Genomic DNA, 16,155 nt, shown 5'->3' on the forward strand with positions numbered 1-16,155 from the left:
GGGGGCGGCGCGGTAAAGCGGCGCCTTGCCCGGGCTACAGGCCAGTACGGTCGGGTGGCCCGGACAGGTGCGCAGCACCGCCGCTGGGGAAGAATTTGATTGTCACCGTAAAAAAACGGGTCGCTCAGGCGGCCCGTTTCTTTTTCAGGAAATACTCAGCAGTCTGCCCTTTTCCAGGCGCACCATGCGGGAAAAGTGGCGCTGGATAAAAGCCGGGTCATGGCTGATAGCCACTACGCTGGTCCCCCTCTTGCGGCAAACCGCAAGCCACTCCTCAAATATCGTCAGCCAGTGCGGGTCAAAATCGCGGCTGGGTTCGTCGAGCAGCAGAATTGCTGGCGCCATCGCTTCCAGACAGGCGACGGCAACCATGCGGCGCTGGGCGGTATGCAAATCCAGCGGATGCGCATCGGCGACATCCTCTAACTGGCAAAGCTGCAGCGCTGCCGCGGTGCGTTGAGTAACTTCTGTGGCAGGCCGTTTCTGTAGCCGCAGCCCGAAGGCGATTTCTTCAGCCACCCTGCTGTGAAAGATTTGATTTTCAGCTTCCTGAAACAATACGCCGAGCATACCGGCGCGATGGCGATTTTTATAATGCGCCATCGGTTTATCCAGCAGATTGACGGTACCGGACGTGGCGGGTAGCAGTCCGGCCATCACCCGCAGCAGGGTGGATTTCCCCGCGCCGTTATCGCCGGTGAGCGCCAGCCATTCGTTTTCACAGAGGTTTAGCGAGATGTTTTGCAAACAGTCTGCCGCCGCGCCGGGCCAGCGATAAGTCACCTGATTTAACGTCAGCATAGCGGGGAAATCGCTCCATCATGCAGTCGCCATCCCTGCTGACACCAGGCAAGAAAAGGCGAGGGGGTTCGTTCAAAAAGGATAATCAAGGAACGCTGCACCTGCGCCCAGTGCTGCAAGCGCTCAAGAAGCATGGTGCTTGCCTGCGCTGTCAAACGGCTAAACGCTTCATCCAGAATCAATATCCTGGGCTGCATGACGAGCGCGCTGGCAATGACTACCCGCTGGGTTTCTCCCCCGGAGAGCGTCGCCGGGTGGCGATGACGTAACGCCTGGCACGCTGTCAGCGTCAGCGCTTCATCAATACGGCGCATAATCTCGTCTTCGCTGAGGCAGAGATTTTCAGGTCCAAAAGCGACCTCTTCTTCGACGCTGAAGGTACAGCCGGAAAGCTGGAGATAGGGGGATTGTTGAACCAACTGGATGGTGCTCGCCTGTTCGACGAGCGACAACTGTCCGATAGGGTTCCCGAGTAACGTTCCTTTACCTTCAGTTTCTCCGGGGAGGAAATCCGGATACCAGCCCGCCATCAACTGCGCAAGCGTACTTTTTCCGCTGCCGTTATCGCCAAAAATCGCCACCATACCGGGCTCGGCGTAGTGAAAATCGAAGCAGGCAGGTGGGCGCGCGGCATGGGTTGGAAGATAGCGAAACTGTTCTAATGTAACCATATCCAGACTCCGGTCTCGGCTATCATCAGCACCACCATGGCGTAGCGTGCCCAACGCTGTAAGGGGCTGTCCGGCGGCGCCCACAGTGTGGTGCGTGTCCGATGCAGGCGAAATCCTCGCATATCCAGCGCCGCACCGCGTACGGCTAAATCGTTGAGCGCATTATGGGTAAGCGGCACAATCAATGCAGGCATCGCGCGTAAACGATGATACCAGGCCTCATCCAGCGGTACGCCCCGTGCGCGCTGGGCCTCATGAATAATCGCCAGTTGACGTTTGAGTTGCTCGACAACCAGCAACGGGCCGGCAAACAGATAGGCGAGACCCGGCGGCAAGCGGGAGGCAAACAGGGCGCGCATAAACCGCGAAACCGGCACGTAGTGCATCCACAGCTGCGATGTTGATACGATGGCCAGGATCCGCAGCCAGAGCGTGACGGCATTGGCCCAACGTTCAGGTTCACGCGCTTGTCCACCGATCCATTCGCTCAACCAGCCGCCGTGCACCAGCCACAGGCCTAACCCTAAAGGGATCATCAGCCAGAGTACGTATTTTGCCCGTGGTCGCGTGGCCTTCATTCCCAGTAAACAAATGAAAGTTAGCGCGCTATAAAGGCTTAATGGCGTACCCGCGGGGAGCAGGAGCGTGGAGCAGGCGGCGAGCGCCCACAGGCTTAATGAAGTAAAGGGATGCATTTAGCGTACAGCAGACATGGTTGGGAAATGGCGCGTTGTGCGCAGCGGAAGCTGGCGCAACAGTACCCAGACGATGACCGCCGTCAGGATTTTATCGACCAGGTTCGCGCCAAGCACGGTAATCGCGACGGACTCCACCAGATTCTGGCCGACCGAGTGCATCCAGGCGACAAAGAGATCGGCACCGCTGCCGGTGACGCCGCCAAACAACGTAGTGCGAATAGGCACGGCGACAAGCGTGACGGCAAGAGTAATGATGATACCGCTGCCCACCACTTTCGGTAAGGTGCGAAACCATCCCGTCCGCGCCAGCCATCCGGCCACCAGCCCGATAACCATCGCCACCGGAGCGAAGGCGGCGGCGATAGGATCGGTCAACAACCCCCACAGCAGGTTAGTGAGTAGGCCAGTCAGCATTCCGACCACCGGGCCTAACAGCACCGCGCTGATTAAGGTGCCAATAGAGTCGAGAAAAATCGGTAATTTCAGCATGCTGATCAGCTGCCCGCCGACCATATTGATGGCGATAGCAATGACGATCAGGGCCAGAGACTGGCTGGAAAATTGGCGACGCGCCATAGAAGACCTCGTTTAAGTGAAGCGTTAGCGGGATGAAATGACCAGTTCGTCATAGCCGGACACCGCGCACGGCTGACGGCTAAACGCCACGGAGGTCAGTTCGCCGATCACCAGTTCAAGAGTGGTGCGGACGGTACAGCCGGGCATCATATGGCCGCCGAGCATGGCGCCTTGCGGATCGGACAGGGATAAATGGAGATGTTCTCCGGTTAATTCCAGCGTGCCATTCAGAGAAATCAACTCATATATTCCGTTCAATAAGGTGGTTTCATCCTGACCTGCAAAGCGTAACGCTACGTTGCTTAGGCTGCCGGTACAGCCGGCTATCCAGGCGGCCTGAATATGGTGTTGCTGCACGAACGCGCGCAGAAGGGAAAAAACCTCCTCGCCCGGAAGTAAGCGAAGCGCATAGTAACGTGCCGCAGAGGGCTGAATGTGGGGAATTGTCATGATTTTAGAGGGACTCCGAGACTCGGACGTAACGGTAATAATATCGCCGCTCTTCAGTATAGTTTCTGATATAAATCAGTATTAGCGGCCCGGCAACGAAAAGATATTGCTACGCTTATTCGCCATTCTGGAATATGGAATAAATTCCCCAGCAGATAGCGCGAAAGTGTGATGTAAGTCAGATAAATGGTTTCTCCAGCTGGACAATCATTCCTTTTATTCCTTGTTTGGCTTATTCTAGCTGAAGCGTTTCAGTCGTCTAAATGTTCGACAATTAATCAATCAGTCGCAGTTTGCGACAGGTAAGGTTTCCCTCAGAGCGTTGCTGCATTACTCTGTCAGCCACCTCTTATCATGGACAGCCTTGCAGGAGACCTATGACCATACGCATTGCGATTAATGGCTTCGGTCGCATCGGGCGTAACGTGGTTCGTGCTTTGTATGAATCCGGGCGTCGTGCGGAAATTACCGTGGTGGCAATCAATGAACTGGCGGATGCTGCCGGCATCGCGCATTTGTTGAAATATGACACCAGCCATGGGCGCTTTGCCTGGGATGTTCGCCAGGAGAGAGAGCAGCTGTTTGTCGGCGATGATGCTATTCGCCTGCTGCATGAGTCTTCCCTTGAGGTGTTGCCATGGCGTGAGCTGGCGGTGGATGTGGTGCTTGATTGTACGGGCGTTTACGGCAGCCGTGAACATGGCGAAGCCCATCTTCAGGCTGGCGCGAAGAAGGTGCTCTTTTCACACCCTGGCGGCAACGATCTCGACGCAACGGTTGTTTTTGGCGTCAATCATGATGAACTGCGAGCCGAGCACCGTATCGTCTCCAACGCCTCCTGCACGACCAACTGCATTATTCCGGTCATTAAACTATTAGATGATGCCTACGGCATAGAGTCAGGAACGGTAACGACGATCCACTCATCAATGAACGATCAGCAGGTCATTGATTCCTGGCATCCGGATTTGCGCCGGACGCGAGCAGCCAGTCAGTCGATTATCCCGGTTGATACTAAGCTTGCTGCGGGGATTACGCGTTTTTTCCCTCAGTTTAACGATCGTTTCGAAGCGATTGCGGTGCGTGTGCCGACCATTAATGTGACGGCTATCGACCTTAGCGTCACGGTGAAAAAACCGGTAAAAGCAAGTGAAGTCAACCAGTTGCTGCAAAAAGCAGCACAGGGTGCATTTCATGGTATAGTTGACTATACGGAATTACCGTTAGTCTCGATAGATTTCAACCACGATCCGCATAGCGCCATTGTTGATGGCACGCAAACGCGAGTGAGTGGCGCGCATTTGATCAAAACGCTGGTCTGGTGCGATAACGAATGGGGCTTTGCTAACCGGATGCTCGACACCACGTTAGCGATGGCCGCACAAGGTTTCAGGTAAGGCGCGCAGGCGCCTGCAAAACTTTATCAAGAATCAACGAGAGGATTCACCATGTCTGTAATTAAGATGACCGATCTGGATCTGGCTGGTAAACGCGTTTTTATCCGTGCTGATCTGAACGTACCGGTTAAAGAAGGGAAAGTAACCAGCGACGCGCGTATCCGTGCTTCTCTGCCGACCATCGAACTGGCCCTGAAGCAGGGTGCGAAAGTGATGGTCACTTCCCATCTGGGTCGTCCTACCGAAGGCGAGTACAACGAAGAATTCTCTCTGCTGCCGGTTGTTAACTACCTGAAAGACAAACTGTCTAACCCGGTACGTCTGGTTAAAGATTACCTGGACGGCGTAGAAGTCGCTGCCGGTGAGCTGGTGGTTCTGGAAAACGTTCGCTTTAACAAAGGCGAGAAGAAAGACGACGAAGCGCTGTCGAAAAAATACGCTGCGCTGTGCGATGTATTCGTCATGGACGCGTTCGGTACCGCTCACCGCGCGCAGGCGTCTACTCACGGTATCGGCAAATTCGCTGACGTGGCTTGCGCAGGTCCGCTGCTGGCCGCTGAGCTGGACGCTCTGGGTAAAGCGCTGAAAGAACCGGCTCGTCCGATGGTCGCTATCGTGGGTGGTTCTAAAGTTTCCACCAAGCTGACCGTTCTGGATTCCCTGTCTAAAATCGCTGATCAGCTGATCGTCGGCGGCGGCATCGCCAACACCTTCGTTGCCGCTCAGGGCCACAACGTTGGTAAATCCCTGTACGAAGCCGATCTGGTTGACGAAGCTAAACGCCTGCTGACGACCTGCGATATCCCGGTTCCGACTGACGTTCGCGTGGCAACCGAGTTCTCTGAAACCGCAACCGCCACCCTGAAATCTGTTAACGACATTAAAGATGAAGAGCAGATTCTGGACCTGGGCGATGCTTCCGCAGAGAAACTGGCTGAAATCCTGAAAAATGCGAAAACCATCCTGTGGAACGGCCCGGTCGGCGTGTTCGAATTCCCGAACTTCCGCAAAGGGACGGAAATCGTGGCTAACGCCATCGCAGACAGCGAAGCGTTCTCTATCGCCGGCGGCGGCGACACTCTGGCAGCAATCGACCTGTTCGGCATTGCTGACAAAATCTCCTACATCTCCACCGGCGGCGGCGCATTCCTCGAATTCGTGGAAGGTAAAGTTCTGCCGGCAGTAGCCATGCTCGAAGAGCGCGCTAAGCAGTAATTCAGTTCAGGCGGGGAGACCCGCCTGTTTTTCAGCGCGCGTAAAAGCTCGCGAACCTTCTTCAACGGTCGAAGATACAGATACAGGACTACGTAACATGTCTAAAATTTTTGATTTCGTAAAACCGGGCGTCATCACTGGCGACGACGTTCAGAAAGTGTTCCAGGTAGCTAAAGAAAACCAATTTGCTCTGCCAGCGGTAAACTGCGTGGGTACTGATTCCATCAACGCCGTTCTGGAAGCAGCTGCAAAAGTTCGTTCTCCGGTTATCGTTCAGTTCTCTAACGGCGGCGCTGCGTTCATCGCGGGCAAAGGCGTGAAAACTGACGTTCCTCAGGGCGCAGCCATCCTGGGCGCTATCTCTGGCGCGCATCACGTTCATCAGATGGCTGAGCACTACGGTGTTCCGGTTATTCTGCACACCGACCACTGCGCGAAGAAACTGCTGCCGTGGATCGATGGTCTGCTGGACGCTGGTGAAAAACACTTCGCTGCAACCGGCAAACCGCTGTTCTCTTCTCACATGATCGACCTGTCTGAAGAGTCCCTGCACGAAAACATCGAGATCTGTTCTAAGTACCTGGCGCGTATGGCCAAAATGGACATGACTCTGGAAATTGAACTGGGCTGCACCGGCGGCGAAGAAGACGGCGTGGACAACAGCCACATGGATGCTTCTGCGCTGTACACCCAGCCGGAAGACGTTGATTACGCGTACACCGAGCTGAGCAAAATCAGCCCGCGTTTCACCATCGCCGCTTCCTTCGGTAACGTACACGGCGTTTACAAGCCGGGCAACGTAGTACTGACCCCGACTATCCTGCGCGACTCCCAGGAATACGTTTCTAAGAAACACAACCTGCCGCACAACAGCCTGAACTTCGTATTCCACGGTGGTTCCGGTTCTTCCGCTCAGGAAATCAAAGACTCCGTAAGCTACGGCGTGATCAAAATGAACATCGATACCGATACCCAATGGGCAACCTGGGACGGTATCCTGCAGTACTACAAAACTAACGAAGCTTACCTGCAGGGCCAGCTGGGCAACCCGAAAGGCGAAGACCAGCCGAACAAGAAATACTACGATCCGCGCGTATGGCTGCGCGCTGCACAGACTTCCATGGTGACGCGTCTGGAGCAGGCATTTAAAGAGCTGAACGCGATCGACGTTCTGTAAGAAAATTTCGTTTCTTACCCGGAAGCCCGCAGAAATGCGGGCTTTTTTATTATTGGAACAACATGAAGTTTTGCTAAATAAATGTGATCAATTTGGCAAAACGCACTGTTATTGTTTACCCTTAACCTGTTTGCAATTATCAGGTTTGGTTATTTTATTTCCCGTCCGGGTATCCATAAGGAAAGTTGAATGGAAGATTTGAACGTTGTCGATAGCATAAATAACGCCGGTTCATGGCTGGTGCGCAATCAGGCATTACTGCTGAGCTATGCCGTCAACATCGTCGCGGCTCTCGCGATTATTATTGTCGGCTTGATCGTGGCGCGCATTGTTTCCAATACTGTGAATCGCCTGATGCGGGCGCGGCATATCGATGCCACCGTTGCCGATTTTCTTTCTGCGCTGGTGCGCTATGCCGTTATTGCTTTTACGCTGATCGCCGCTCTGGGCCGCGTGGGCGTGCAAACCGCCTCGGTCATTGCCGTCCTCGGCGCCGCGGGTTTAGCTGTAGGTCTGGCGCTGCAGGGCTCGCTGTCTAACCTTGCCGCTGGCGTCCTGCTGGTGGTCTTCCGCCCATTTCGCGCCGGTGAATACGTTGACCTGGGCGGCATCGCGGGAACCGTGCTGAACGTGCAGATTTTTTCTACGACCCTGCGCAGCGCGGATGGCAAAATCGTGGTGGTGCCGAACGGTAAAATCATCGCCGGGAATATCATCAACTTCTCCCGCGAGCCGGTGCGCCGCAACGAATTTATCATTGGCGTGGCCTACGATGCTGATATCGATAAAGTGAAGCAACTGCTCACTAATATTATCGAATCGGATGAGCGTATCCTCAAAGATCGTGAAATGACCGTTCGTCTGAATGAACTGGGCGCGTCATCGGTGAACTACGTGGTACGCGTATGGAGTAAAAGTAGCGATCTGCAAAGCGTTTACTGGGATGTTCTGGAGCGCATTAAGCGCGACTTTGACGCCAACGGCATCGGCTTCCCGTATCCGCAGATGGATGTGCATGTGATTCGTCCGCAGGAAAAAACAGAGTAGTTTTCCCCTCCAAAAGGCCGGTATGCCCGGCCTTTTATTCGAACCTGATTATTAGATTGGCTTATCAATGATTAATATTTTCAATTTCCTCTAATGATATTTGCGCGCTATATTCCCCGGCATTGACTCTTTCAGTGGAAATCACTCCCCATGTTATCGTATTACTTTCAGGGCCTTGCTCTGGGAGCGGCCATGATTTTGCCGCTCGGCCCGCAAAACGCCTTTGTGATGAATCAGGGCATTCGCCGTCAGTACCATCTGATGATCGCGCTGCTGTGCGCCATCAGCGATCTGCTGCTGATTTGCGCCGGGATTTTTGGCGGCAGCGCGCTGCTGATGCAATCGCCGTGGCTGCTGGCGCTGGTGACCTGGGGCGGCGTCGCTTTTTTATTGTGGTACGGTTTTGGCGCGCTGAAAACGGCCTTTAGCAGCAATCTGGAGCTGGCCAGCGCGGAAGTGATGAAGCAAGGGCGCTGGAAAATTATCGTCACCATGCTGGCGGTGACCTGGCTGAATCCCCACGTTTATCTGGATACGTTTGTGGTGCTCGGAAGTCTCGGCGGGCAGTTGGCGATGGAGCCGAAGCGCTGGTTTGCCTTAGGCACCATCAGCGCATCGTTCTTGTGGTTCTTTGGCCTGGCTCTGCTGGCCGCCTGGCTGGCTCCGCGCCTGCGTACGGCGAAGGCGCAGCGCATTATCAACGTGTTGGTCGGTCTGGTGATGTGGGTCATTGCCTTCCAGCTGGCGAATGACGGCTTCGCCCATGTGCAGGCGCTGCTTAACTAAGCCTTGTCCGATGGACTTTCTCCGCGTAAGCGCTAAGCTTGCTGGCATGCGTCTGTGTATAGACGACCAATGTAATATGGAGAAACGACAGTGAAGTTAAAAGTCATGGCCCTGGCGGCGGCACTCGGATTTAGCGCAATGGCAGTTCAGGCAAACGAGTTGCCAAACGGCCCACATATCGTCACTTCAGGTACCGCCAGCGTCGCTGCGGTTCCTGATATCGCTACGCTGGCGATTGAAGTAAACGTCTCCGCGAAAGACGCGGCATCCGCTAAAAAACAGGCCGATGAGCGCGTGGCCCAGTATCTCTCCTTCCTGGAGAAGAGCGGCATTGCGAAGAAAGACATTAACTCAGCTAACCTGCGTACCCAGCCTGATTATGACTATCAGAACGGCAAAAGCATTCTCAAGGGCTATCGTGCGGTGCGTAGCGTTGAAGTGACGCTGCGCCAGCTGGATAAGCTCAACGGTCTGTTAGATGGGGCGCTTAAAGCCGGTCTGAATGAGATCCGTTCAGTCTCACTGGGCGTGGCGCAGCCGGACGCTTATAAAGATAAAGCGCGTAAAGCGGCGATTGATGATGCCATTCACCAGGCTCAGGAGCTGGCTACCGGCTTCCACGGCAAACTGGGGCCAGTCTATAGCGTTCGCTATCATGTCTCCAATTACCAGCCAAGCCCGATGGTGCGGATGATGAAGGCCGATGCGGCGCCGGTTTCTGCCCAGGAAACCTACGAGCAGGCAACCATTCAATTTGATGACCAGGTGGACGTGGTGTTTGAGCTGCAACCGACCCAGCCTGCGCCAGCACCTGCTGAACCGGCGAAACCCGCCGAACAACCCAAAGCGGCGCAGTAATCCCATCGCCCGGCCTTCGCGCCGGGCTTTTTCTGTGACTATCTGTAAAAGTGAGAGCGCGACAAAAGTCTTTTCCCTGAATGAGGTAAGGATATATCCCTGTTCGACTATGAGGTGAGCATGGATATCTTTATTTCGAAAAAAATGCGCAATTTCATTTTGTTGGCGCAGACTAACAACATCGCCAGAGCGGCGGAAAAAATCCATATGACCGCGTCTCCCTTCGGCAAAAGCATTGCTGCGCTCGAGGATCGGATAGGCTATACGCTATTTACCCGCAAAGATAACAGCATCAGCCTCAATAAAGCGGGGCAGGAGCTCTATCAGAAGCTGTTTCCCATTTATCAGCGCTTATCGGCCATCGATAACGAAATTCACTTTTCCGCGCGCCGCTCGCGCAACGTCGTCATTGGCATCGACAATACCTATCCGACGATTATTTTCGATCAGCTCATCAGCCTGGGCGATAAATACGATGGGGTGACCACCCAGGCCGTAGAGTTCAGCGAGAATGGGGTGATTGATAATCTGTTTGACCGTCAGCTCGATTTTATTATCTCACCGCAGCACGTTTCGGCCCGCGTGCAGGAGCTGGAAAATCTGACCATTAGCGAACTCGCGCCGCTGCGTCTTGGGTTTCTGGTTTCCCGCCGTTATGAAGATAGGCCGCCGCAGGAACTTTTACGTGAGCTGCCCTGGCTGCAGATGCGCTTCCAGAACCGGGCCAATTTTGAGGCAATGTTGGACGCGTATATGCGCCCCAGCGGGATCAACCCGACGATTATCTATCGTCCCTACAGCTTTATGGCCAAAATTAGCGCCGTAGAGCGGGGGCAGTTTTTGACGGTTATTCCTTACTTCGCCTGGCGTCTGGTCAACCCGGCGAAGCTGAAGTACTTCGATGCGCCCGGCAGCGCGATGTATATGCAGGAGTATCTCTATTCGCTGAAAAACCATCGCTATACCGCCACGATGCTTCAGCACATTACTGAGGATCGCGTCGGTACGGAGGACTAGCCGAGCATGGAGCCGTACTCAAGCAGATTACGATGCAGGTCGAACGCGTGGGCGAGGTCGTGATGAATATGCCCACCGGGCGCGTTATCCAGGTAGCGGTGTAAATAGTCCCGATAGAGCGGGTGCGCGCAGTTATCAATGATGACGCGGGCGCGTTGCAGCGGCGATAGCCCGCGCAGGTCGGCGATCCCCTGCTCGGTCACGATCACCTTTACGCTGTGCTCGCTGTGATCGACGTGGCTGCACATTGGCACGATAGTAGAGATTTTTCCCTCTTTGGCGATGGAGGGGGCCATAAAGATAGAGAGCCAGGCGTTGCGCTCAAAATCGCCGCTGCCGCCGATACCGTTCATCAGATTCACCCCGGCCACGTGCGTGGAATTAGCGTGGCCGTAGATATCAAACTCCAGCCCCACGTTGAGGGCGATAACCCCGAGGCGGCGGATAATTTCTGGATTATTGGAGATCTCCTGCGGGCGCAGGACAATACGGCTGGCGAAGAAATCCATGTTGTCGTAAATCTTGCGCAAAGCATCGGCGGATACCGTCAGGCTGGAGGCGCTGACGCCGGTAATTTTCCCGCTTTCCAGCAGATTAACCACCGACTCCTGTAATACCTCCGAATACATCATAAAAGCGGGAATATCCGGATTCTCACCCAGCCGCGCCATAACCGCGTTATTGATATTGCCCACGCCGCTTTGCAGCGGCAGAAATTCAGGCGGGATGCGTCCGCGAGCTATTTCTTCGAGCAGAAAGGTGACCACGTTATCGGCGATTTGCTGACACACGGGATTGACTTTATCAAGCGCATTGCCGGCGTCGGGCAGTTCGGTCTCCACGACCGCGACAATCTTTTGCGGATCGATTTGCACGTACCGACTGCCCACGCGATCCATCGCATGAAAGATGGCGATGCTGTTGCGCCGCGGCGGGGCGCCGGGGATGACGATATCAGCCAGCTCGGCGACGCGCGGATTGTGGTAGTGATTAAGCTCGATGATCACTTTCTTCGCCCGCAGCAGCCAGGTTGGCGCGTTGCCGATACCGCTGGTGAGCCAGACTCGTCCGTCCGGCGCGATAGCCGAGGCTTCGATCACCGCGACATCAATCTCGCCAAAGAAGCCGTAGTTGACCATTTGCGCCACTTCGCTCAGGTGCAGGTCGACAAACCTCACCTCCCCTTGGTTGATTTTTTGCCGCAGCCCGGAGGCGGTCTGATACGGTGCACGCCACGAGACGGCATCGGCCGCCGAGAGCGCATCATCGGCGGCGGCGCTGATGGAGGCGCCGGTCAGCAGGCGGATCTGGAAAGGCTGCTGCGCCTGATGTAATACACCGGCGCGGCGAGCGATGGCCGCGGGTAGCGCTTTAGGCGAACCGGCGGGCGTGAACCCGCTGAACGCAACCATCTGGTCATGCTGGATAATCTCCGCCGCTTCATCGGCGCTCATCCGTTTCATTTTATACTCCTTAACCCGGCGTGATTAATGGCCGACGAACTGAGGTTTACGCTTTTCCATAAACGCGCTCATGCCTTCCTGATAATCCTCGCTGTCGTAAACGGCGCGACGCATTCCCTGAATACGTTCAAACTCATCGGAATTCATGGTGTGCGCTTCGCCAAGCACGCGCAGCTCTTCCTTAATAACCGCGATCGCCAGCGGTGCTTTCTCGGAGATGTGGTGTGCCATCTGCAAGGTAAAATCCTCCAGTTCGTCGGCGTCCACCACGTGATTGAGAATACCGACCGCCAGCGCGCGCTGGGCGGTAATCGGCAGGGCGGTGAAAATCAGCTCTTTCACGATGTGAAAGCCGGCGTCGCGGGTCAGATTGTGAATGCCGACCAGGTTGTAGGGCACGCCGAGATTCACCGGCGTCATAGAGAACGTTGACGTGCTGGCGGCGATGATCAGATCGGAGCTCATGATCATCTCAAACGCGCCGCCCCAGACGCTTCCTTCGACCATGGAGATCACCGGTTTCGGATATTTTTGGATCATGCGGGTGATCTGACGCAGCGGATCGTCATAGGAGAGCGGATCGCGGCGGCCGCTGGGCAGTTCATGGATGTCATGGCCGGCGGAGAAGACTTTTGCGCCCCCGGGCGCGCGTAAAATAACGCAGCGTATTTCCGGCCGGTTGAGATCGCTCAGCGCCTGCATCAGATCGTCGATGAACACCTTGCTTAAGGCGTTGAGCTTGCGGCTATAGTTGAACTCAATGACCGCGACTTTCTGAATAATTTCGACATTAACATATTGATAAGACATAAATATCCTTTCACGCAAAGTAATGATTCTGGAGAAATTCGCTAATCTGCCGCAGGCCGGTGCGCGGCGAGAGGCCGTTGTTTTTCACCGCCTGTAGCGTCTGCTGGAAGTAGCGCTCGAAGTCGGTTCGGGCAAACAGCAGGTGCAGCGCCTCGGTTTCGGTCTGCTTTTGCAGCCACTCCAGCGCCTGGCGCTGGCGCAGTTTTTCAAGCTCTCCGCTGTCAGTCAGGGTTGTTTTGAAATCCAGAACAGCGAGCCAGACGGCTTCGATGCCGCTCCGCTCCAGCGCGCTACAGCTCAAAACGCGCGGCTGCCACGCGGCGTGCTTGCGGCGTAGAATATGCAGGGCGGATTCATACATATGCCGGGTGATGGCGACGCTGGCGCGATTCTCGCCATCATCTTTATTGATGACGACAATATCCGCCATCTCCATAATTCCTTTCTTGATGCCCTGCAGATCGTCACCGCCGCCGGCGATCTGCAGCGAGATAAAGCAGTCCACCAGGCGGGAGACTTCGGTTTCCGACTGACCGACGCCGACGGTTTCGACAATCACCACATCGTAGCCCGCCGCTTCGCACAGCAGTATCAGCTCCCGCGCGCGCAGGCTGGTGCCACCGAGATGGCCGCTTGAGGGCACCGGGCGGATAAAGGCCGAATCCGATCGCGCCAGGTCGATCATGCGCGTTTTGTCGCCAAGGATGCTGCCGCCGCTGACCGGGCTGCTTGGATCGACCGCGATCACCGCAACCCGCAGGCCATGTCGAATCAGCAGCATGCCGAAGGCTTCCAGAAAGGTACTCTTTCCGGCTCCCGGCGTGCCGGTGACGCCAAGGCGCAGGGCGTTGCCGGTGAAGGGCATAATCGCATCCAGCAGCTGGGCGCTCAGCGCCTGGTGGCGTGGATGCTGACTCTCTACCAGCGTCATGGCCTGGGCAAGCGTGGCCCGTTCGCCCAAACGTAATCGCCGAATGGCGTCGGTCAGGGTGGATAGGTTAATCATGATGCTGGCTAATCCTCGTCAGGACGTCACGCACGCTCTCCAGCATCGGCGTGCCGGGGCCGTAAATGGCGGCCACGCCGCGGGCCTGCAGAAAGGCGTAATCCTGCGGCGGGATGACGCCGCCGGCGATGACGCAGATATCTTCCCGCCCCCATTTTTTCAGCGCGGCGACCAGCTCGGGGATCAGGGTTTTGTGGCCTGCCGCCAGCGATGAGGCGCCAACCACGTGCACGTCGTTTTCTATCGCCAGACGAGCAATCTCTTCCGGCGTGGAAAACATCGGGCTCAGGTCAACATCGAAGCCGAGATCGGAATAGGCGCTGGCGATCACTTTGGCGCCGCGATCGTGCCCATCCTGGCCCATTTTGGCGATCAGAATGCGCGGTCGGCGGCCGTTATCCATCAGGAACCGTTCGGTTTGCGCAACAATGGCGTCAAATTCGCAGGCGGCTGTGTCTGACTGATGGTAACTTTGCGCAATCACGCCTGTGACGCACTGGCTGGGTACCAGATAGCGGTCAAACGCCGCCTCCAGCGCGTCGGAGATTTCCCCCAGGGTGGCGCGAACGCGGGCGGCGTTTATCGCGGCAGCCAGCAGATTTTCATGATGCTGCGCGGCGTGGGTGAGGGCGTTCAGCGCGGCTTTTACCGTCACATCGTCACGCTGAGCGCGAATTTTTTCCAGCGAGGCGATCTGCTCGTTGCGCACCTTGACGTTATCGATCTCCAGCACCGCTGTTTTATCCTCTTTTTCCAGCTTGTACTTATTAACGCCGACGATGACGCGCTTGCCCTGATCGATCAGCGATTGTTCGCGGGCGGAGGCCTCTTCGATCATCCGTTTCGGCAGTCCGGCTTCGATCGCCTTAGCCATTCCACCCGCCTCGGCGATCTGTTGAATAATGGCCCGCGCCTCCTTGACGATGCGATCGGTCAGCGACTCCACGTAATACGATCCGGCCAGCGGATCCACGGTGCGGCAGATCTCCGACTCCTCCTGAATGATGATCTGCGTATTACGCGCAATGCGGGCGGAAAAGTCGGTCGGCAGGCCGAGCGCCTCGTCAAAGGCGTTGGTGTGCAGCGACTGGGTGCCGCCAAGCGTGGCGCCGAGCGCTTCGATGGTGGTACGGATCACGTTGTTATACGGATCTTGCTCGGTGAGGCTCCAGCCGGAGGTCTGGCAATGGGTGCGCAGGGCTAAGGATTTCGGATTGGTGGCGCCGAAGCCGCTTACCGCTTCGCTCCACAGATAGCGGGCGGCGCGCAGCATCGCAACGTTCATAAACAGATCCATGCCGATGCCGAAGAAAAACGACAGGCGCGGCGCGAAGTCGTCAATTTTCAGCCCGGCGGAGAGCGCGGCCTTGATATATTCGATACCGTCCGCCAGCGTAAAGGCCACCTGCTGCACGCAGTTAGCTCCCGCTTCACCCATGTGGTAGCCGCTGATGCTGATGGTATTAAAGCGCGGCATATTGCCCGAACACCAGGCGATGATGTCGGCGATAATGCGCATTGAGGGTTTTGGCGGGTAAATATAGGTATTCCGGCATAGATACTCTTTCAGAATATCGTTCTGGATTGTCCCGGTGAGCTGTTCCGGCGCAACCCCTTGTTCTTCCGCCGCGACGATATAAAACGCCATCACCGGCAGCACCGCGCCGTTCATGGTCATCGACACGGACATCTTATCCAGCGGGATCCGATCGAACAGAATTTTCATATCTTCGACGGTATCGATCGCCACGCCCGCTTTACCGACGTCGCCCGCCACGCGTGGGTTATCGGAGTCATAGCCCCGGTGAGTGGCGAGGTCGAAGGCGACGGAAAGTCCTTTCTGCCCGGCGGCGAGGTTGCGGAGATAGAAGGCGTTGGACTCTTTGGCGGTAGAGAAACCGGCGTACTGGCGGATGGTCCACGGCTGCGCGGTGTACATGGTGGCGCGCGGGCCGCGAACGTAAGGCGGCAGACCGGGCAGGGTGCCGGTCACTTCCAGATTATCAAGATCGGCTTTGGTATACAGCGGCTTAACGGCGATGCCCTCTGCCGTCTGTTTGATCAGGTCGTCGACGGTTTTTTCCCGCCGGCTAAGCTCTTTGTTGGCGAGCGTTTGCCACTCCTGCAACTCAGACATGTTGTGCTCCGTATTCGCAATAAAATGGGGTATTGCGAATACGGTG

At 56.0% G+C, this 16,155-nt stretch carries 16 protein-coding genes; 7 read left to right on the forward strand and 9 right to left on the reverse strand.

Annotation, left to right across the window (positions count from 1 at the left end):
• Positions 1 to 144: 144 nt before the first annotated feature.
• The 5 genes from K7H21_RS04045 to K7H21_RS04065 are packed head-to-tail and all read right to left on the reverse strand — an operon-like array spanning position 145 to position 3,196.
• A complete protein-coding gene (locus tag K7H21_RS04045; RefSeq protein ID WP_049112182.1) occupies positions 145 to 801 on the reverse strand; it encodes an ABC transporter ATP-binding protein in 657 nt (218 codons plus the stop codon).
• Positions 795 to 1,472, reverse strand: a complete 678-nt coding sequence (locus K7H21_RS04050; protein WP_049112184.1) for an energy-coupling factor ABC transporter ATP-binding protein — start codon at positions 1,470 to 1,472, stop codon at positions 795 to 797. The genes K7H21_RS04045 and K7H21_RS04050 overlap by 7 nt, the downstream gene beginning before the upstream one ends.
• Complete coding sequence (locus K7H21_RS04055) at positions 1,460 to 2,167, reverse strand: energy-coupling factor transporter transmembrane component T (protein WP_049112186.1); 708 nt, start codon at positions 2,165 to 2,167, stop codon at positions 1,460 to 1,462. Before K7H21_RS04055 ends, K7H21_RS04050 begins: the two co-directional genes overlap by 13 nt.
• Positions 2,168 to 2,746 carry an ECF transporter S component gene (locus tag K7H21_RS04060; RefSeq protein WP_223035594.1) on the reverse strand — a complete coding sequence of 193 codons (579 nt, stop codon included), beginning with the start codon at positions 2,744 to 2,746 and terminating at the stop codon, positions 2,168 to 2,170.
• Positions 2,747 to 2,770: 24 nt separating this feature from the next.
• Complete coding sequence (locus tag K7H21_RS04065; protein WP_223035595.1) at positions 2,771 to 3,196, reverse strand: PPC domain-containing DNA-binding protein; 426 nt, start codon at positions 3,194 to 3,196, stop codon at positions 2,771 to 2,773.
• Positions 3,197 to 3,573: 377 nt separating this feature from the next.
• On the opposite strand from K7H21_RS04065, the gene epd reads away from it, so the two are divergent.
• The 7 genes from epd to srsR all read left to right on the forward strand — a co-directional run bounded on the left by epd (position 3,574) and on the right by srsR (position 10,693).
• Positions 3,574 to 4,593 carry an erythrose-4-phosphate dehydrogenase gene (gene epd / locus K7H21_RS04070; RefSeq protein ID WP_004125050.1) on the forward strand — a complete coding sequence of 340 codons (1,020 nt, stop codon included), beginning with the start codon at positions 3,574 to 3,576 and terminating at the stop codon, positions 4,591 to 4,593.
• A 51-nt stretch (positions 4,594 to 4,644) separates the two neighbouring features.
• Positions 4,645 to 5,808: a phosphoglycerate kinase gene (gene pgk, locus K7H21_RS04075; protein ID WP_004125049.1), complete on the forward strand. Its 1,164-nt coding sequence runs from the start codon at positions 4,645 to 4,647 to the stop codon at positions 5,806 to 5,808.
• A 97-nt stretch (positions 5,809 to 5,905) separates the two neighbouring features.
• On the forward strand, positions 5,906 to 6,985 hold the full coding sequence (gene fbaA, locus K7H21_RS04080; RefSeq protein ID WP_004125043.1) for a class II fructose-bisphosphate aldolase: 1,080 nt from the start codon (positions 5,906 to 5,908) through the stop codon (positions 6,983 to 6,985).
• Positions 6,986 to 7,174: 189 nt separating this feature from the next.
• Positions 7,175 to 8,032 (forward strand): small-conductance mechanosensitive channel MscS, encoded by an 858-nt coding sequence (locus K7H21_RS04085; protein WP_004125028.1) that lies wholly within the window; start codon positions 7,175 to 7,177, stop codon positions 8,030 to 8,032.
• Positions 8,033 to 8,182: 150 nt separating this feature from the next.
• Positions 8,183 to 8,818: an arginine exporter ArgO gene (gene argO / locus K7H21_RS04090; RefSeq protein WP_032741948.1), complete on the forward strand. Its 636-nt coding sequence runs from the start codon at positions 8,183 to 8,185 to the stop codon at positions 8,816 to 8,818.
• Between the two features lie 90 nt (positions 8,819 to 8,908).
• The gene (locus K7H21_RS04095; RefSeq protein WP_004125023.1) at positions 8,909 to 9,676 is read left to right on the forward strand and encodes an oxidative stress defense protein; all 768 of its coding nucleotides are present in this window, start codon (positions 8,909 to 8,911) and stop codon (positions 9,674 to 9,676) included.
• Between the two features lie 120 nt (positions 9,677 to 9,796).
• A complete protein-coding gene (gene srsR / locus K7H21_RS04100) occupies positions 9,797 to 10,693 on the forward strand; it encodes a LysR family transcriptional regulator SrsR (protein WP_004125020.1) in 897 nt (298 codons plus the stop codon).
• Here srsR and K7H21_RS04105 read toward each other — a convergent pair.
• The 4 genes from K7H21_RS04105 to scpA are packed head-to-tail and all read right to left on the reverse strand — an operon-like array spanning position 10,690 to position 16,109.
• Positions 10,690 to 12,156, reverse strand: a complete 1,467-nt coding sequence (locus K7H21_RS04105; RefSeq protein ID WP_142445241.1) for an acetyl-CoA hydrolase/transferase family protein — start codon at positions 12,154 to 12,156, stop codon at positions 10,690 to 10,692. The genes srsR and K7H21_RS04105 overlap by 4 nt on opposite strands.
• A 24-nt stretch (positions 12,157 to 12,180) precedes the next feature.
• Positions 12,181 to 12,966: a methylmalonyl-CoA decarboxylase gene (gene scpB / locus K7H21_RS04110; protein ID WP_004125013.1), complete on the reverse strand. Its 786-nt coding sequence runs from the start codon at positions 12,964 to 12,966 to the stop codon at positions 12,181 to 12,183.
• Positions 12,967 to 12,976: 10 nt separating this feature from the next.
• Positions 12,977 to 13,972: a methylmalonyl Co-A mutase-associated GTPase MeaB gene (meaB, locus tag K7H21_RS04115; protein WP_142473821.1), complete on the reverse strand. Its 996-nt coding sequence runs from the start codon at positions 13,970 to 13,972 to the stop codon at positions 12,977 to 12,979.
• On the reverse strand, positions 13,965 to 16,109 hold the full coding sequence (gene scpA, locus K7H21_RS04120) for a methylmalonyl-CoA mutase (RefSeq protein WP_049112566.1): 2,145 nt from the start codon (positions 16,107 to 16,109) through the stop codon (positions 13,965 to 13,967). Before scpA ends, meaB begins: the two co-directional genes overlap by 8 nt.
• Positions 16,110 to 16,155: the final 46 nt, after the last annotated feature.

Origin of the sequence: Klebsiella sp. CTHL.F3a (genome assembly GCF_019890895.1) — a bacterium.
Taxonomy (GTDB): Bacteria; Pseudomonadota; Gammaproteobacteria; order Enterobacterales; family Enterobacteriaceae; genus Klebsiella; species Klebsiella grimontii.